The 17996-nt window shown below is 69.9% G+C and carries 12 protein-coding genes and 1 pseudogene; 9 read left to right on the plus strand and 4 right to left on the minus strand.

Translation table 11 applies throughout. From position 1 onward, the window contains the following. Nucleotide 1 precedes the first annotated feature (1 nt). Nucleotides 2-343 carry an ArsR/SmtB family transcription factor gene (locus ACIBM5_RS16010; protein ID WP_396007399.1) on the minus strand — a complete coding sequence of 114 codons (342 nt, stop codon included), beginning with the start codon at nucleotides 341-343 and terminating at the stop codon, nucleotides 2-4. A 551-nt stretch (nucleotides 344-894) separates the two neighbouring features. Here ACIBM5_RS16010 and ACIBM5_RS16015 point away from each other — a divergent pair. From ACIBM5_RS16015 to ACIBM5_RS16025, 3 genes are all read left to right on the plus strand, one after another. Further along, complete coding sequence (locus tag ACIBM5_RS16015; RefSeq protein WP_396007400.1) at nucleotides 895-1239, plus strand: SH3 domain-containing protein; 345 nt, start codon at nucleotides 895-897, stop codon at nucleotides 1237-1239. Between the two features lie 1291 nt (nucleotides 1240-2530). After that, nucleotides 2531-3412 (plus strand): hypothetical protein, encoded by an 882-nt coding sequence (locus tag ACIBM5_RS16020; protein ID WP_396007401.1) that lies wholly within the window; start codon nucleotides 2531-2533, stop codon nucleotides 3410-3412. Between the two features lie 847 nt (nucleotides 3413-4259). Continuing rightward, nucleotides 4260-5141 (plus strand): alpha/beta fold hydrolase, encoded by an 882-nt coding sequence (locus ACIBM5_RS16025; protein WP_396007402.1) that lies wholly within the window; start codon nucleotides 4260-4262, stop codon nucleotides 5139-5141. A 186-nt stretch (nucleotides 5142-5327) separates the two neighbouring features. Here ACIBM5_RS16025 and ACIBM5_RS16030 read toward each other — a convergent pair whose 3' ends face one another. Further along, nucleotides 5328-5747 carry a TnsA-like heteromeric transposase endonuclease subunit gene (locus tag ACIBM5_RS16030; RefSeq protein ID WP_396007403.1) on the minus strand — a complete coding sequence of 140 codons (420 nt, stop codon included), beginning with the start codon at nucleotides 5745-5747 and terminating at the stop codon, nucleotides 5328-5330. 485 nt (nucleotides 5748-6232) lie between these two features. On the opposite strand from ACIBM5_RS16030, the gene ACIBM5_RS16035 reads away from it, so the two are divergent. After that, nucleotides 6233-6727 carry a DUF4429 domain-containing protein gene (locus tag ACIBM5_RS16035; protein ID WP_396007404.1) on the plus strand — a complete coding sequence of 165 codons (495 nt, stop codon included), beginning with the start codon at nucleotides 6233-6235 and terminating at the stop codon, nucleotides 6725-6727. A 509-nt stretch (nucleotides 6728-7236) separates the two neighbouring features. Here ACIBM5_RS16035 and ACIBM5_RS16040 read toward each other — a convergent pair. Continuing rightward, a complete protein-coding gene (locus ACIBM5_RS16040; protein ID WP_396007405.1) occupies nucleotides 7237-7995 on the minus strand; it encodes a class I SAM-dependent methyltransferase in 759 nt (252 codons plus the stop codon). Nucleotides 7996-9011: 1016 nt separating this feature from the next. On the opposite strand from ACIBM5_RS16040, the pseudogene ACIBM5_RS16045 reads away from it, so the two are divergent. The 4 genes and pseudogenes from ACIBM5_RS16045 to ACIBM5_RS16060 all read left to right on the plus strand — a co-directional run. Beyond that, nucleotides 9012-9656 (plus strand): annotated as a pseudogene (locus ACIBM5_RS16045) (ABC transporter ATP-binding protein); the annotation flags it as partial. Nucleotides 9657-9733: 77 nt separating this feature from the next. Then, the gene (locus ACIBM5_RS16050; protein WP_396007406.1) at nucleotides 9734-10528 is read left to right on the plus strand and encodes an ABC transporter permease; all 795 of its coding nucleotides are present in this window, start codon (nucleotides 9734-9736) and stop codon (nucleotides 10526-10528) included. A 409-nt stretch (nucleotides 10529-10937) separates the two neighbouring features. Then, nucleotides 10938-12092, plus strand: a complete 1155-nt coding sequence (locus ACIBM5_RS16055; RefSeq protein WP_396007407.1) for an epoxide hydrolase family protein — start codon at nucleotides 10938-10940, stop codon at nucleotides 12090-12092. A 437-nt stretch (nucleotides 12093-12529) separates the two neighbouring features. Further along, complete coding sequence (locus tag ACIBM5_RS16060; protein ID WP_396007408.1) at nucleotides 12530-13219, plus strand: class I SAM-dependent methyltransferase; 690 nt, start codon at nucleotides 12530-12532, stop codon at nucleotides 13217-13219. 621 nt (nucleotides 13220-13840) lie between these two features. On the opposite strand, the gene ACIBM5_RS16065 is transcribed toward ACIBM5_RS16060, so the two are convergent. Further along, entirely contained in the window at nucleotides 13841-14401 is a 561-nt protein-coding gene (locus ACIBM5_RS16065; RefSeq protein WP_396007409.1) for a hypothetical protein, read from the minus strand. Nucleotides 14402-16449: 2048 nt separating this feature from the next. Here ACIBM5_RS16065 and ACIBM5_RS16070 point away from each other — a divergent pair. Further along, complete coding sequence (locus ACIBM5_RS16070) at nucleotides 16450-17985, plus strand: serine hydrolase domain-containing protein (protein WP_396007410.1); 1536 nt, start codon at nucleotides 16450-16452, stop codon at nucleotides 17983-17985. Nucleotides 17986-17996 lie beyond the last annotated feature (11 nt).

A 17996-nucleotide genomic window follows, 5' to 3' on the forward strand; every position in this document is an offset into this window, starting at 1 on the left:
GCTACTCCGCTTTCCCTGTCTGCTTCAGGTCCTGCACGTAGGCGTCCAGTCGGTCGAAGCTCCCGTTCCAGAACTGCTCGAAACCGCCGGTCCACTCGTGGACGGGCCGCAGCCCGCGGGCGTCGAGGCCGTACAGGCGCTGCTTGCCTGCCTTGCGGTCGCGCACCAGCCCGACCTCCCGGAGCACCCGCAGGTGTTTGGACGTCCCAGGCTGGGTCATCCCCAACTCCTGGGCCAACTCGGTCACCGACCGCTCACCCGTCCGCAGCAGCGCCATGATCTCCCGGCGCTGCGGCTCGGCGATCGCGTTGAAGACGTCCGACGTCGTCGCTGCTCGTGCCATGGATTTGATCATATTCCCATATCGGCATGCGTCAAGCCGGAGGGATCAGGTTGGGCTTGCCGGGTGACGATCGTGACCGCTTGTCAGGGCCGCCCGGAGCGCTGCCGCCGCGACACCGTGGTTCGGCCGGCCCGGCCCGGCCCGCCCTCCGGTCGGCTGTTCGTGCGCGCGGATCGGGCCGCCGTGCAGCGGCCCGCGTCGCGAAACCCGAACGGCTGCGCATACTCGCGCGGGGCCGGGTCGTCCGTGGTCGTCGACGACGATGCCCAGGAGCGCGAGGCCTGCGAGGCATGCGAGGCCTGCCATGCCTGCGGGGTTCCACACGGTTTGAGCCGACTGAATGCCCGCCTCGGCGATCCTGTGCCGAGTCGAGAACCACGAAGGCCGCACTTGATCGCCGACCCGGATGGACCGCTCTCGGGTGCGCGCACGAACTCCCTGTCGCAGTAAGGCTGTGTCGTTCGCCACCGCGTGAATTGGATATCCGTCCGGGCGGGGCGACGGAAAGGTTGCGCTCGAGTCGTTCTTTTCATCGATCAAAGGGGTCATCAGTGAGCAAGCCAGGCCGGAACGCCGCCGCGGTGCTGATGTCGGTGTCGCTCTTCGCGGGTGTGGGCGTCGCGCTCGCGCCGTCCGCCTCCGCCGCGAGCCACCCGGCGTGCTACCGGGATCTCAGGGATCACACCGCCAAGATCACGGGCAACAACGTCAACCTGCGCAAGGCCAAGGGCACCTGGAACCCGATTCTGCGGGTCCTGCAGAAGGGCGCGAAGGTCACCGTCTACTGCCAGGGCGTGGTCTACCGGGACGGCGACGCCGAGGCCAGCGAGTGGTACTACGTCAAGCACCAGGCATCGGGCATCAAGGGTTGGGTGCTGACCAAGTACGTTCGCTGATCGGCGGCCGTGAACGCGGCTTGGCTCAGGCCGCGACCACACACCGAACACCTTCCGGAGGCCGGCACTCGAACCCGTACGACACGCGAACCCGTACGACACTCGAACCCGAACGGTACTCGAACCGGTACGCACTCGAACCCGTACGACACTCGAACCCGCACGGTACTGGAACCCGCACGGCCTGCTGGGACTGATCGACCAGGACGTCCTGTTCACCACGGTGCCCTCCCCGTCCGGCGACCGGGCGTCGTTCTCCGGCCGCGGATCCGCGTCGACGGCCGCCCCGCCCACGCGTCCGCGTCGACGGCCGCCCCGCCCACGCGTCCGCGTCGACGCCGTGTGCGAGTCGGGTGGCGGGGGTTGCCGGGACGGGGCAGCGAGGGCGGTTTGCCGTGAGGTCGGCCCCGTCTCGGGGTGCGCGATTTCAGGTGCGGGTTCGATCCGGACGAGTCGCGCGGATTGTCCGTCGCGCAGGAGGGCGTCGGGGTGGCGACGGGCCAGGGCAGAGACAGCGCGGGTTCCGGGGGAATCTCGGGGGCCCGAGCCGGCCCAGGGGTTCACAGCCGGCGTTGTCGTCCTCGTTCGTCAACCGAGGGCGCCCGGCGCCGGGCAATCACGGCGTAGCCGCCCGCAGTTGTCGTACGGGTTCTCGACCGGCCTTCGGCACCCCGCGTCGGCCGGGTCCGGCATCGGCTTTCGGGACGCGGCATACTGACGCAAACTCCCACGTCCGACACGCACCTCGGACGAGGGGTGGCGTGCCCAGGCAAGGCGTCGGTCGAGCCGTGGCGCGGCAGGGTTCGAGAAAGCCGGGCAAGGCCGTCGAGAAACGGACGGACAGGGCGGGGGCGCCCGCCGCTGCGCCGAAGCGTGGTTCGGCCGCCGTGTGTTCGGTGGCCGAGCCACGGTGTCATCGGCCGATCAGGTGCGCGGGCCGTTCGTGTCGGGCGGGTATGCCCTCGCGCGGCGATCCCGCCTGCCGACCATCGGCGTGGCAAGGGACCCGGCGATCGACCCACTCCCGGGTTCGTGCCGCGAGTCGGACGTCGAAGGCGGCCGTCACGCCGCGGGGAACCGCCCCGGTGCGCGTCGGCGTCCGGCGTGTAGGGGGCCGCCGAGGTGGCCGAGTGGGGCGTCGGACCAGGACGTTGCCCCGACGGACGCGGCCCAGGCACCGGCGGCGACGGCCTTGACGGCCCACCTGAGCTGTGTCGACGATTGTTCACTCGGGCGGCGACGCGAAGGTTCCACCGGCTGACGCCGTCGACAGGGGAGAGGAGAACCGATCGTGCCGGAGACGAGCGCGTTGGATGACGTCCTGCGAAGTGCTGTCCGAGTCCGCATTTCCTCCTCCGTCTCGTCGTCCGGGGGCCTGATCGACGGAGAGACCGTTGTGGATCTGTCGGATCGGGCCGAGCGTGACCGCCTGCGCGTTGCCATGTCGGTGGAGTCACCGCTGCAGTGGCGCTGCCTGTGCGGCGGAGATGTCAGGTTCGAGTTTTTCGACGCGGACGCACGACATCTGACCGCCGTGGTCCTCCACCATGGTGCGATGCTGCGTTGGGAAGGCTGGGCAGGGGACGCCGTCCTGACCGACGGCCAGGGGCTGCTGCGTTGGCTCGACGCACGCGGCGCACCTGGCCCGCTGCGGAAAGCCGAGGAAGACGAACTCCGCCGTGTGCAGCAAAAACTGGAGGAAGAGCACTGGCTCGCAGCGATGCCGGACGCACTCGAAGACCTTTCCGACCGGCTCCTCGGACTGTCCAGGAGCCCCGAGTTCGTATCATCGGGGTTCCTGGTCGAGCTTCACGATCGGGTGCGGCAGGCAATCCCCGATTCCACAAGCCGAGCACTGGCGCTTCTTGCGTGGCACAGCGGCGGCACCGGCCGATGTTCCGGATATCCGGTGCACGAAGACGTGCCGAGCCTGCTCCTCAAGGACCTGCCCATTGGCGACATCATCGCCGCCCTGCAGGATCCGAGGGCCGACGCGCGCCACCACGCGGGGGCCGTACGTCACCTCGTCGGGTGGAAGACGCGGCACAACCAGCAGAGCGACATCGATGCCGTCCCCGAGGCGGTGAAGGCACGCCTGCTGCATTCGGCCCGGACGTCCGGCGACGAGGACAAGCAGGGCCGCGCGGAGCGGTGGCTGGCCGGCGGGTCCTGAACCGGTTCGTCGGAAGCAGGTACTGATTCTCGCGCTCCCGGTAGCGGCGTGGCGAGCGGGACTTCGCCGAGTTCCGTGCGGGAGACGAATTTCGCGCGCAGCAAGTCGGCCATCACGGACAGCCGCGGTGTCGGCCAGTCCGCTCGGCGTGTGGCCCGACCGCCTCGTGCATGTGCATCGTCGGCGGTGGCCGCATCGCGGATTCTGTCGTGGTCGGCGGCATGGGCGGCCGACAAGGCCCAGTAGCCGTGGAGCACCGACGGGTATGTCTCGCCGCCGTACGACATGGGAACCCGGTAGTCGTCGCGAAGCACGGGCAGGCCCGGCACCTCGGACCGTTCGACCGGGCGGCCCATCTGACGCGAGGTGACGACCGGACGATCGGACGACCGCTTTCATAGGTCAGTGTTCGCGGTGGCGGTAGGCGACGGCGGCCGCGAACGCGCTCTCCCGCACACCCGGGCCGTGCGGCGGCCAGTCCGTCGTCGACGGCGGCGTCGGGGTGTGACCACACCACGCCGAGCATGACGAGTCTCCGGGTGCGGTCGTGGTCGAGGCGTCCGGGGGCGAACCCGGCGCACTGGACCGCGGTGTGCCCGACGCGTATCCGTCGACCCCGTCGCGCGCGCGTCGACCACCGAGAACCCCCCCACGCCCGACACCAAACGCCATCCGGGTCGGGCCCCGAATCACGCGGACATTTGGGTCGGTCGTCGCAGCGCCACGCTCACTCGGGGTGTTGTCGACGCTCTCGGGAGGCGATTCCGTCGCGCAGCAGTATCGGGCATGTTCCCGGGTAAAGGTGCCGATCATGTGCGGAAGAGGAGACGGAACAGGAGATCAAGGGATGAGCTGGACACTCGCCGAGGAATTCGAGACACCCGAGGGCGTGATGCGATGGGGCGTGATGGGCAGCGGGGATCCGGTCGTATTGGTGCACGGGACCCCGTATTCCTCCTTCCTCTGGCGGGACATCGCTCCGGCGCTCGCCCGTACGCGCACGGTCTTCGTCTTCGACCATCTCGGCTTCGGCCGGTCCGACCGGCGCGAGGGCCAGGACCTCGGTTTGGCGGCCCACGGGAGGAACTTCGCCCGGCTCCTCGACCATTGGGAGTTGTCCCGTCCCAGCGTCGTGGCGCACGACATCGGCGGGGCCGTGGCGCTGCGGACGCTGCTGTTGGAGGGGAGGGACTACCGCGACCTGACGCTCTTCGACGCGGTAGGCGGCGGTGAGTGGGAGCGTGGACTTTTCCGGCTCATCCTGGAGCACGCGGATGTCCTGGGGCAGCTTCCGGACTACGCACACGAGGCGCTGGTCGCGAGCCATATGCGGCACGCGACGCACGTCGGCTTCCGCCCCGGGGTCCTCGACGCGTTTCTCGAACCGTGGCGAGGGCCGGCGGGACAGGTCGCGTTCTACCGCCAGTACCGCCAGATCAGGCAGGCGGACACTGCCGAGTACGAGCACCTGCTGGGTGGGATCTCGATTCCGGTGCGCATCGTCTGGGGCCGCGAGGACCGCATCCTGCCCCCGGAGTACGCCGAGTGGCTGCACGCGCGCATTCCGCACGCCGAACTGCACTGGATCGAGAGGGCGGGCCACCTCCTCCAGGAGGACGCGCCGGGGCAACTGGTGTCCCACCTCACCGCCGGCTTCCCACGGAGGGATCAGGAAGGACGAACGGATCAGGAAGGACGACGGGAAAGCGGCGGCGACCGGCACCGGTGACGACCGGCGACGACACACCGCGCTCGGCTCGCGTCCCGGACGAGTACAGCCGCCGGACCCCGATCATCACCGGCCGTCTCGCCCCCGCGCCGAACCGGGACGCGAACACCTCATGCAACAGCGAAGCGATCCGGTCGTGCCGCCGGTGCCGATGCCGATATCGAGACAACCAGCGGACGTTCGCGATCAGCTCCGCCGCCGGCGCTCCCAAGCGCTCGAAGCCCCAGGCGACCCGCCGACCCGCTGACGCGCTCGTCGCGTCGTCAGGAACACATCCGCGTTTCGCGGGCCGATGCGAATGTCGTCTCGGACGTCGACCACCACGGCCGAGCCGTCGTCGCGGCGGACGAAGTAGTCGGGTGCATGGCACCGTTCGCGTACTCCGTCGTGCCAGAACAACCAGAACGGCTGCGATGCCGTGCCCACCACCTGCGGATCGAAGTCCGGCAGGATCAACCGACCGCGCTCCAACCACGGCTCGGAGCCGACGTGCCGACCGACCATCGCCGCCCAATACCAACCCGCGGAATCACGTGCGCCCCGCAACCATCGGAACTGCCCGACAGGCCGGGCTTCCTCGAACGACAGCGCCGCGCACGACCACAAGGCCCGCCACTGACGTGCCCCGGGGCTGATCGCGACCGCCTCGGCTCCGCGCGTCCCCGGGCGTGCATCGAACAGTGCGCGCCGGGCGCGGTGTTGGTGGCGCCCAAGGGCACTCTCGCCGGCGGTTCGATTGCTTGGCTGAAGAAACTCCCGACGGCACCGCGGCGGGCCGCCTCAAGCACACTACTGCGGCGTTCATGTCACTCGGTCGTCCGAGGTCATTGACATCCGTATGGCTGCTTGGATCGGGCCTGTCTTCTGTGTGCCGGCGACTGTTGTCGGAGTCCAGTGTCATCAACGCGACGAGGGGGCCGCGTGCTTCTTCGTCCCCGCCGCTGCGGGTGCGTTGCGCGAGACACAGGCTCGCACGGTGCTGCGCCAAGCTGACGTGCCGTGGGGACCGTCTTCGGCAGGATGTCTCGTTCCCGAGGCGAAGCGCCCGTTCGTCCGTGACAATGCAGGCCTCTGCTTTCGAAGGACACCCCATGCGTCTCGACCCCCCTCTGATCGTCAAGGGCTACAACGGAACCGTCACGTTCGACGGTCAGTTCGTCACCCTCACCCGGAAGGGGTTCATCGCTCGCAGCACAGTCGGCAAGGGCGAGAAGCGCATGCACATCTCTCAAATCACCGCCGTGCAGTGGAAACAACCGGGCATGCTCGTCAACGGCTTCATCGAGTTCACCCTGCCGGGGGGTATGGAACGCCGCTCTCAGCTGGGTCGACAGACCCGCGACGCGGTCGGAAACGAGAACGCCGTCGTTGTCACCCGTTCCCAAGCAGCCGCGTTCGAGCCCCTGCGCAAGGCCCTCGAAGCCGCTGTCGCCGAACAGCATCGGATCGCACCGACTGCGCGGTCCGGTGCCGCGGAGCCGGACCTCGCCGGGCAGATTCGCGAACTCGGCGAACTCCGCCGGACCGGCGTGTTGTCGGACGACGAGTTCGCCGCGGCGAAGAGCCGCCTCATCGACCGTCACTGACCCGAGGAAAGCATCACACGGACGGAACTCGCGTGTCGCGACCGGTCGAAGTGATACCCGCGGTTGACGATGGTCCGCTCCAGGACAGCCTCGTCGGAACCGTTGGCAAGCTGTGACGCAGCTCGGCGCGACGGTGGCAAACCATCGGCGACGCCTGAAGTGACGTATGACTTCGGCCGCCCAACGCAGAAGCGCTCGTCGCCGCGCCGTACCGTGTCCGGACGGCAGCGAGGTTGTTCGCCGTGTGCTCGCTGAAGTCGGCGCGGCCCGGCGTATGCAGGTCACAGATCGTGAAGACGATCTCTGAACTCACCCGGGAACAGGCGGAAGAACTCCTGGACCGGGCCGACTTGTTGGGCGAACGAAGTGTCCAGGGCGGCCGAGGTATTCCCGTGGCGCCCCGGGGTGTTCCGCCCCACCGTGTCCTCAAGCGTCGGGAGCCGGCTGCCGCGTTGTGGGCGTGCGGGGCACGTACGTATCCACCTTCACCGCCCGGTGGATGTTCTTCGCTACCGGCGGTGGTCGGCGCGGAGTCGGAAGACCATATAGGCGGCGTCGTCCTCGACGGGATTGTCGTCCCCGTCCGCGACGACCGACACGGTCGTCAGCCCGGCCGCTGTGGCGAGTTCCTCGAATCCGGAGCGGGTGTACCAGTGCAGCAGCCATGGGCGCTCCACGACGGTGCTCCCGTCTCTCGCGAGGCGTTCATAGCGCAGCAGGGACGTCTGGGTTCGTGTTCGTTCGTCGTGTTCCTCGGACACCAGGGAAAATCGCAACTCGGCGCCGTCGGCGGCGGTGGCGGTTCGTACCTGCCCGATGCGGTCGGGTGGGGTGGGTGAGGGGACGTGCAGCGGGATCAACGCGGACCCGCCGTCGACCAAGTGGTGCCGCACGCTTCGGAGGGCGGCGTCGGCGGCGGTGTCGTCCGGCAAGAGGTTGAAGGTCGGCCCGGCCAGGAAGATCGCGCGGAATCGTCGCGGCAGGTCGAGCGCCTCCATGCGTTGATGGTGGAGGGTGACGGTGATACCCGCCTCTTCGGCCCGACGCCGGCAGCGCTCCAGCATGTCCGCAGAGGAGTCGACACCTTCGACATCCAGGCCGATTCGGCGCAGAGCGAGCAGCGGATCGCCGTCACCGCAACCCAACTCCAGCGCCGGGCCACCCACTTCGCGCACGAAGTTTACGTAACTCTCGGGGTCCGGGGAGAAGGACTTCAACGGCCCATAGGACTCCGCGACGATTCCGGTATAGAAATTAGCCGGCTCCATGCGCCCCTCGTCAGCCCCATCCTTCACCCGATTGCCCGTCGTCGGCCCTTGGCTCGGTCGATCTCCGACTCGCGGGATTGCTTGCTGCGGCACGGAGAACGGGACGATCCGCTCCGTGTTCTCGGTGCAGGGTAGCGCCGGCGTGATCGAAGGGACCAGCGAATAGACGAGCGCGAAGGCGTCTGTTGAGCGTTACCGTGAGCGGGCGGGTGAGTCTCGGCTTTACGATCCCCGCGGTGGCGAGGGCGGGTCGATACGGGCCCGGGTTGCGTGCCGGCCGTCGTGTCGGCTGGTTGGACGGGTCGGGGGCGTGTGACGGTGGGCCCTTCGCTGCCGCGAACGCCTTTCTCCCGGCCACCTGCCTCGGGAATTCGCGCCTCCCTGCGCGTGGGGCCGTTCCGGGAGCGTCCAGCTGTCATGGAAGTTCGTTGCGACGGGCCCGGCGAGCGCATCATTGCCGCCTCCGAGCGCGGCCCCGTGATTGCGGCAGGGGCCGTCCGCCTACTCACCGCGGTCCGCTCTCGGCGGGACCCGGTATGCCACGCTCGATCGTGTGTCGCTTTCGTTGTCGGGCCGGAGCAGCGGGCAGCCCCCGAATCCCTCGAAGCGGTGCCTCGGCGACGAAGCCCGAAGGTGGTCGGTGTCGGCGGCGGAACCGGTGCATCGGATATCCGAGCCGGACGCCGTCACCGAGGCCGGGAATGCCATGGCAGCCGCGAAGTTCGGACGCAGGCTCGAGTTCGGGCGCAGGTTCGAGGACAGGTCGAACGTACGCGTGTAGGTGATGGGTGCGGCGAGCGGCCGGACGGTGCGGGCAGCGTGGTGCGTACTGGAACATCCCATCATCGTGCCGGGTTGCGCTGCCTCGAACCTCCCCCGTGCGGGGGAGGCCGTCCCCACGGTCGGGGGATCCGGCGAAGCACCCCGACATCGCAACCTTGAGGCACCGCGGCAAGCGGACGGCCCGACCCCGTGGCCGACCCCACGAGCCGACCGCACCTCAGGGAGCGAAACACATGATCCGGATCCGGAACCTGACCAAGCGTTACGGCGACGTGCTCGCCGTCGACGACCTCTCCTTCGAGGTCGCCTCCGGCACCGTGACCGGTTTCCTCGGCCCCAACGGCTCGGGCAAGTCGACCACGATGCGGATGGCGTTGGGTCTGGACCGACCCACGTCCGGTGGCATCACGATCGGCGGCCGGGAGTACACCGAGCTGCGCGAGCCGTTGCGACACGTGGGGGCCCTGCTCGACGCCGGTGCTGTGCACAAGCGTCGACGGGGGTACGACCACCTGCTCTACCTCGCGCAGTCCAACCGCATACCGGTCTCGCGTGTCGACGAAGTGCTGGCCGAGGTCGGCATGACCGAGGCGGCGCGGCGTCGCACCGGCGGCTACTCGCTGGGCATGCGCCAGCGCTTGGGCATAGCCGCCGCGCTACTCGGCGACCCCGAGGTGTTGATCTTCGACGAGCCGGTCAACGGCCTGGATCCCGAGGGCATCCGCTGGATCCGCGACTTGATGCGGTCGCTCGCCGCCGAGGGGCGCACGGTCTTCGTGTCGAGCCACCTGATGAGCGAGATGGCGCTCACCGCCGACCATCTCGTGGTGATAGCCGGCGGGCGACTGCTCGCCGACACGGCACTGAACGAATTCGTCGGTACGGGCGAGGCATTGGAAGACGTCTATCTCCGGCTGACCGCCGGGCGTGAGCAATTCGTGGGAGGTGGCCGGGCGTGAGCACGATGACAACGGCGCGGATGGTCGGGACCGATTCGATGTTCCCGGCCGCCGTGCGCGCCGAATGGACAAAGATCCGTTCGGTGCCCTCGACCGCATGGCTGCCCCTGGTGACCGTGGTTCTGATCGCCGGAGTGAGCACCCTCGTCAGCGCGTTCGTCGCCGAGAGGCAGCGCCGGGAGGACGGCGCCGAATACGACCCCTTCACCCTGGTGCACTACGGCGTCAACTTCGGGCAGATGGCACTCGTGGCTTTCGCCGTCCTCGCCGTGGCCGGAGAGTACGGCAGCGGCACGATTTGCTCGTCGCTGGCCGCGGTGCCCGATCGCCGGGTGTTCGCCACCGCGAAGTTGACGGTGATCACCGCGATCGCCCTGGTCACCGCCGTCGCATCGAGCCTGAGCTGCACGCTGCTCGCCCGCCTGGTCATGCCCGCCGGCGACATCTCTCTGACCGCGACGGAGACTTGGCGCACGGCGTTCGGACATGCCGCGTATCTGACCCTGTTGGCGGTGCTGTGTGCGGGGGCCGCATTCCTGCTGCGCACCCCGATGGCCTCGATGGGCCTGCTGATGCCCCTGTTGTTTCTGGGCACGGCCGCGCTCACGGCCATACCCGGGGTGCGCGAGGTGGCCCGGTTCCTGCCGGACAAGGCGGGCCAACGCATCATGCGACTGCGCGACTTCAACGCGCACGAGGTCGACCCGTGGCTCGGCATCGGTGTCATGGCCGTGTGGGCGATGGCGGCGACCGTCGCCGCGCTGGCCGCAGTCCGCAGGCGTGACGCGTAACGGCCACGGCCACGGCCGAGGCGATCGGGCGGGCCGGAAGCCGAGGTTGCCTCGACGGGGTAGGTGAGGAGCACGGCCCACAACAAGCCTCGTATCTCGCGGTGTTCGTCGCGGGTGGCGGCCGTTGGCGGACGCCGAGGCCGTCTCCGGCGCGGATGCACAGCCGAGCGAGGTCGATCAGGGGTTCGAGTACCGGCGGACGGCCTGCGCTGGGCCACACGACGATCCGAGCGAAACGGCCTGGGCAGAGACCGGATCGCCGGCTGCCCCTACGACTGTCCGGAATCAGCATCCGGAATCAACGGAGCTCGGTCGGTGTTTGCAGCTATCGATGCGATGCCCACGCCGGCCGCGCCCCGGTCGTCCCGGGGGCACGCGCCCTGCCGGCGGACGAACCCCCGAAGGACACATGAGCACGGAGCGATACCACATCTCGGTTCCCGACCACGTGCTCGACGACCTGCGCGAGCGGCTGGTACGCACCCGGTTCACCACCGCGACGGACGCGGCGCACTGGGCGGCCGGGGTCGATCCCGGCGACCTGCGCGAGCTCGTGGCGTACTGGGCGGACGGCTTCGACTGGCGGGCGGCCGAGGCCCGGCTGAACGCCTACCCGCACTTCCGTGCCGAAGTCGGCGGCCGCAAGGTGCACTTCGTGCACATGCGCGGCAAGGGCCCGGCCGCAGGTCCCGCACCTCTGCCGCTGGTGCTCAGCCACGGATGGCCGAGCAGCTTCGTGGAGATGCTACGGATCGCCGAACTGCTGACCGACCCGGGCGCACACGGCGCAGACCCGGCGGACGCGTTCGACGTAGTGATCCCGTCGCTGCCCGGGTTCGCCTTCTCCGAGCCGCCGAGCGACCCGTTCACGCGGCGCGGCGTCGCCGAGACGTGGCACGCGCTCATGGTCGACGTGCTCGGCTACCCGCGCTTCGGTGCGGAGGGGGGCGACATCGGCGGCGGGATCACACAGTGGCTCGGCGCGCTGTTTCCGGACGAGGTGGCCGGCGTACTGGTCACCTCGTCGGTGGTCCCGACCGACTTCGGTGCGACGCCGCCGACGCCCGAGGAGCGGGAGTTCCTCGACGCGCTGGCCGGGTACGACGCCGCCGACGGCGGCTACAGCGGGATCATGTCCACCCGCCCGGACACGGTCGCGGCCGCGCTGGTCGACTCCCCGGCGGGGCTGCTGGCGTGGATCGTGGACAAGTACCGCGACTGGAGCGACTGCGGCGGCGATGTGGCGACGCGCTGGGACCGCGACACGCTGCTGACGGTGGCGACGCTGTACTGGGCGACCGGGTCGATCGGCACCTCGTTCCGCGAGTACTACGACTGGCCGCACAACCGGCCGGTGCCGCCGATCGCCGTCCCCGGCGCCGTGACGCTGAGCAACGAGCCGGCGTTCCGCGGCATGCCGCGCGGCCTCGCCGAGCGGATCTTCACCGACCTGCGGCAGTGGCGCACTCCGGAGCGCGGCGGACACTTCATGGCCCACGAGGAACCCGAGCAACTGGCCCGCGACCTGCGGGACTTCTTCCGGCCACTGCGGGGACACGAGTAGGGCGCGCATCCAGTCGAGAGCAACAGGTACTGCTTCCGGTGAGTGGTCACCGGTTCACCGTCGGCGTCGTGGACCAGTGTCCCGATGGCGGGCAGCGACCCGCACGTGGCCACGGCGCCAGTTGACGACGGTGGCGATCCCCACCGCGCGGATCGGATCCGGTCGCGAATCGTCCGCGCTCACCGACAGGCCGGGATCCGCGACCGGGGATTCGAGTTCGTTCCGGGTCAGCGCGAGTTCGGGGAAAGCGACGAGTTCGGCGCCCTGGGCGCGCGCCCACTCGGCGAGAGCGGCGAGCCGACGAGCCGACCGACTTCCCGGCAATCGGTCGGCATTGTGTCGAAACCGTTGACAGCTCCGGGCCGTTGCGGTTTGGGTGGGCGCGTTGCTGTCCGTTTCGTGAGCGACCGTGGGTCGTTCGGGGGAAGGGATCGGTCATGGCGCGTATTCGTGAGGGGTATCGCGGCGAGGGACCCGGGGCGTTCACGCCGGATGGGTGCGCCGTGGAGATGTACGACCGTCTGCCGGTGCGCGAGGAGCCGGAGATGATCGCCCTCGGCGCTCGCGAAGGGGCCCGTACCCTGCTCGAACTCGGTTGTGGGGCCGGGCGGGTGACCCATGCGTTGGTCGAGCGCGGGTGGGAGGTCACGGCGGTGGACGAGTCGTCGGAGATGCTCGATCGGGTACGCGGGGCAAAGACCGTACTGTCCACGATCGAGGACCTGCGGCTCGGAGAGCGCTTCGACGTGGTGTTGTTGGCGTCCTATCTGGTGCACACGGTCGAGCCCGCGTTCCGCCGGGCGATGCTCGACGCCTGTCGGGCACACGTCGCCGACGACGGGGTGGTGCTGATCCAGCGCGAAGGCATCGGCTGGCACGACGAGTTGCCCCGGATCAGCCGGCATCCCGACGGTGCCGTGAAGATCCTCAGCTCCGAGCCGATCGGAGACGGAGTGCGCGCGGTGCACATCGAATACGAGTTCAAGGACGCCACCTGGGTGCACGAGTTCCGCTGCCGCCCGCTGACAGACGAGGAGTTCGAGGCGATATTGGCGGAATCGAACCTGGCTCTGGACGGCCACCTCGACGAACTCCGCACGTGGGCACGTGTGTTGCCGGTCGTCTGAGAACACTCCCGCCGAGCCTGGTCACCTCGGCGGATGGCCGGCCTTCGACGCGTAGCCGGTGGGTGAGGTGGCCGCCCGTTGTCGGCCACCCGCCCCGGCTTCCCACGGCGGCGATGGGGGCTCCGGCGTTTGCCCGGGTCGCCGGTTCGAGGCCGAGGTCACGCTGTTCGACGATAGCGGCCCACCGGTGACCCCTTGGCGGTGGCGCCTCGGCGGTAGCGCCTTGGCGTCGGCACCGGGGGCTGCTACCGCCTCCGCTCGCGACCGGAACGGGCCGACGACCAAAACGCTCGCCCCGGCCGAGACCAAGCGCGAGCGTAGATCGGGACCACGATGAGCGCGCCCTTGACCGCCGCCCCTCCATGCGGCCAATTCCGCTTCGGCACAAGGCAGTTCACCGCCCCGAGCCGGGTGCCCTACGCGGCCCGCCGAGCACGGCCGCACGACGCCGGAGTTACCACCCGGCGTAGGGGAGGCGGGAACCACGACGCGATGCCGCGTGCCGCCCGGTGTCCGACCGTGGGTCCGGCAGGCCGGCCGGCGGCGGTCGCGCCGTGGGAATCCACTGGCAGCCGCCGGCAGACGGGAGACGCGTGGCGTCCCGGTGTTGCGCGGCGACCGTCAGGCGCGAACGGTCAACCAGGCGCCGAGTCCGTTGCATCCGCTCGCGCTGTAGGTGGTGCTGCGGTAGCCGGCCGGGATGGGCGAGCCGGGGCAGGTCCAGATGCCGTTGCGGACGAGTTGGTGGTACCAGGCGCCGATGCCGCTGCAGCCGTTGCGGTCGTATCCGGTCACCACGTACCCGGCCACGATGGGTGACCCCGAACAGGTCCAGATCCCGTCCCGTGCGAGTCGGTGGTACCAGGCGCCGACGCCGCTGCAGCCGTTGCGGTCGTACCCGGCGATGACATACCCCGACACGATGGGTGAGCCCGAACAGGTCCAGATCCCGTCACGAACGGGCTGCTGTAACCAAGCTCCCCGGCCGCCACAACCGTTGCGGTCGAAGGCGGTGATGACATACCCGGCAGGCACCGGCTCGCCCGGACAGGTCCACCCGCCCACGCGCGCGGCGGGCGCCGCCTCGGTTGCGGCGGCGGCCGTACCCGTGGCCGCGCCGGTGAGCATCACGGCTGCCAACAGGGCCACCGCTCCCACGATCGCGGCGGCCCTGTCCCGCATGGCCGCCATCGTCGTGCGACTCCACAGTCGACGGAATTTGCTGTTCAATTCACACCAGCCCTCTCGGCGTGTTCGCTTGATATCTCTGAGTAATCAAGGACCACCCGACAATAGGACAGGACGCACCGAACGCAAGCTTGATGGTCAGGATGGAAGAATCCGCGAAGAAGAACAGAAAAGCCACCCGCGAGGGCCGGAATCCGCCAACCCCCGGTTTCCGGCCATCAGGCGCACACGGGCCTTCCGGGTGGGTCGTGTCGGCAGGGGCTGCGTCTGACCAGCGGCGTTCCGAACGGTGGGTATACGGAAATCGTTGAACTCCGGGAGGCATGCGGAGCGGGATCCCCGCCCCGGGCTCGGCATAGGGTTTCGAAACGCCTCTCGCAGGAGGGTGCGTGACTCGCGATGATGCCGCGGTCGAGAAAGATGGGCGCAACACTCCCGAAAGTTTCCCGAGGCGACGGTGTCCGAGACGAGGGGTGCCGTCGGCCTGTCCCGCGGCGATCCGGTCGCGGCAATCCCGTCGCGCCCCGTCGGACGCGATGGGCCGCGCCGGCCGTGCGTCACGTGATCGCGGGTCTCCGGCGGGTGCGCGGTTGCGGATGCCGGTGAATCTGCGGGCCGGCCTGGTCCTGGCGATCGCGCAACCGGCGAGGGAACACCGCGTCGAGGAGGCCGTCGTGTTCGCTCGTGCGTGTTGGTCGCACCCTGAACGCCCGCCCGAGGTGAGAGTTGCCGTCGCGCTGGGGTGGTTGTGCCCGACCCGTGACCCGATGCCCGAGAACCGGCGCGCGGTTCTCGACGAGATCGTCACGGACGAACTCGGCCGCCTGATGGCCCGGGCGCCCTGGATGTGGCGGGTCGACGGCTACTCTCTCGCGGCGCCGGACCGACACGCACCCCGAACCGGACGTTCCACTCCGTCCCCACGAGCCCCGATCCCCGGGCAGACCCCGAGGATTTCGCCGACGACCCTCCTTTCCGAGACCGACGCCGAGGGCACGACGGCCGCTGCACCTGTCACTCTCCTCGCGCACCGGGCGCCGACCCTTCACGAGTGCGGCGACCGCCGCGACCTGCGGCCGTCTCGGATCGGGAAACGCCCACCACCGCAGCACAGCACCGCACAACCGCACCGAACAGCCGCCTGGCGTTCGAGCCATCCGACGTCATGTGCCTGTGATTGCGGCGCCGAGGTCCGTGGTGATCGTCTCCCGGGTGTGGCCGGGCATCCAGTACCGCACCATCGACACCGTCCAGCGCCTCCCGGCCGCCTGCCGCGCGACGTCCGCGCCTTCGCGGAGCAGGAGATGCGGTAGCGGAGGCGGCGATGGGCGGGTGTCGGCCGGCTCACTGCCGAACGCGCGTGCCGCTCACGGTCGTTCGCTGTATGTTCCGCTCCGGTACGGACGCCTCCCGGCCGTTCGAGAACCGAGCAGCATGCCGGAAGCGTGCACGTTCGCGTGTGCGCTCCGGCAGCACAAGAGCCGCTCTCGGTCTCCTGGTGCGCGCGGACCACGTTGAGGCAGTGCCGACGGTCGGGGCCCTCGATCCGCGCCGTCGCCCCCGCTTCGGTCAGCGGGATCCGCCCACGGTCGGTCGTCCGGTGCGGATCCGGACGTCCCGGACGCCACCGTGGCCGCTCGGCCCCCTGTGGCGAAAGCACCACGTCGTCGGTTCACCCGGTGGTCGTCGTGGGCTCGGGTACCGAGGGCGAGGTTACGCACCATACCGACGCAGACTTCCGAACCCCCCGGACGGCTGATCTTCGTCCTGGGTTCGCGCGACCGGCGGTGGGCGTAAGGGGAACCGGAGAGGTATCCGAGTCCTCCCACGTGAGGACGATGCCGCTCGCGACCCCGCTTCCTACGCTCGTCGAACGGGGGAGCGACGCGCCCGCACCCGGGGTGCGATGTCGCCGGGAAGTGTCCTGTGTGGACGCCGTGTTCCCGGGGCGACGGCAAGACGGTCGTCGGCGTCTTCGGGCGCGCACGGTCCGGTCGCTTCCCCCCCGCCTGCACGACCGACATCGATCGAGAGGCAGATTCGTGACTCACCCTCCCCGGATCCCTTCCTCGGCGGAAGCCGCCGACGGCACCCGAAGCACACCCACCCGGCGCACTGTGCTGCGCGGTTCGCTGGCCGCCGCCGCGGTGGCGGGCACGGCCGGAACGGCGGTCGTCGGCACCGCGCCGGCCGCGCACGCGAGCGACGCATCACCGGCCGAGGCGGAGCTTGCGGGCGAGACGTCCACGGCCCGGCACTGGCGCTCCAGGCTTGCCACGCTGGCCGCCCGACACCAGGTCCCCGGCGCCTCGTTGGGCATTCTGGCCGGCGACCGGGTCGTCAAGGTCGCCGCCGGTCTGGCCAACGCCGACGACCGTATCGAGGCCACGCCCGACACGCTCTGGCAGATCGGCTCCATCACCAAGGTCTGGACCGCCACACTCGCCATGCGCCTGGTGGACGAGGGCACAATCGACCTCGACACTCCGGTCGTACGCCACCTGCCCGAACTGCGACTGCCCGACCCCGACCGGACCAGGCGCCTGACGCTGCGTCACCTGCTCGCCCACACCAGCGGGATCGACGGCGACGTGCTCCCCGACACCGGACGCGGCGACGACTGCTTGGAGCGGTTCACCGCCCTGCTCAAGGACGTTCCGGCGGTTCACCCGCTGGGCCGCGCGTACTCGTACTGCAATGTCGGCCTGATCCTCACCGGCCGGCTGATCGAACGCCGCACCGGCACGACCTGGGACGCCGCGCTGCGCGAACGCGTGATCGCGCCGCTGGGCCTGACCCGCAGCCACACGCTGCCGGAGGACGTGCTCGCGCATCGCGCCGCCGCCGGTCACACCTCGGGACCGGATGGGCGGCCGCGCGTCGACCCCACGTGGATGCCCCGCTCGCAGGGCCCGTGCGGCATCGTGTGCTCCAGCGTCGGCGACGTGCTCGCCTTCGTCCGCCTGCACCTGAACGACGGCCTCGGGCCCGACGGCACCCGGCTGCTGTCGGCGCGCGCCGCCGAGGAGATGCGCTCGTTCCAGACGGCCACGCCCAACACCCCGGACAACGGGGAAACCCGCGGCCTGGGGTGGGCCCGTTGGAACTGGGACGGTCGGGCGGTGTACGGCCACGACGGCAGGACCCAGGGTCAGTCGTCCTACCTTCGGGTACTGCCCGACGCCCGTCTCGCGGTCGTTCTGCTCACCAACGGAGGCGACGCCCAGGCGCTCTACCACGACCTGTACCGGGAGATCTTCACCGACCTCGCCGGCGTCGCGCCCCGCCCGCCGCATGGCCCCGACGGCACCAGGCCACCGCACGACGCGGGAGGCTACCTGGGCCGTTACCAACGCGTGGGGGTGGTCGAAGAGATCCTCGAACGCGGCGGTGCGCTGTTCCTGCGCCGGACCTTCACGGGAGGCACTCCCAGCGAGTTCGAGCTGCACCCCGCCGGTCGGGACCTCTACGTCCACCGCTTGCCCGGCGTCCGCGACTGGGAGCCGCTCAAGTGCTTCACCCTGGACGGCACGCGTTACGTGTGCCAGAGCGACCGGGTGCTGCCGCAGATCTCCTGACGGCGCGCATT

The sequence above is a fragment of the Embleya sp. NPDC050493 genome (assembly GCF_044458105.1).
In the GTDB taxonomy this organism is placed as follows: Bacteria; Actinomycetota; Actinomycetes; order Streptomycetales; family Streptomycetaceae; genus Embleya.

Coding starts and splice junctions, on each gene's coding strand:
- ACIBM5_RS16040 (WP_396007405.1), bottom strand. CDS start 7,995: ATGGAGCCGGCTAATTTCTATACCGGAATCGTCGCGGAGTCCTATGGG.
- ACIBM5_RS16065 (WP_396007409.1), bottom strand. CDS start 14,401: ATGCGGGACAGGGCCGCCGCGATCGTGGGAGCGGTGGCCCTGTTGGCA.
- ACIBM5_RS16035 (WP_396007404.1), top strand. CDS start 6,233: ATGCGTCTCGACCCCCCTCTGATCGTCAAGGGCTACAACGGAACCGTC.
- ACIBM5_RS16010 (WP_396007399.1), bottom strand. CDS start 343: ATGGCACGAGCAGCGACGACGTCGGACGTCTTCAACGCGATCGCCGAG.
- ACIBM5_RS16055 (WP_396007407.1), top strand. CDS start 10,938: ATGAGCACGGAGCGATACCACATCTCGGTTCCCGACCACGTGCTCGAC.
- ACIBM5_RS16025 (WP_396007402.1), top strand. CDS start 4,260: ATGAGCTGGACACTCGCCGAGGAATTCGAGACACCCGAGGGCGTGATG.
- ACIBM5_RS16060 (WP_396007408.1), top strand. CDS start 12,530: ATGGCGCGTATTCGTGAGGGGTATCGCGGCGAGGGACCCGGGGCGTTC.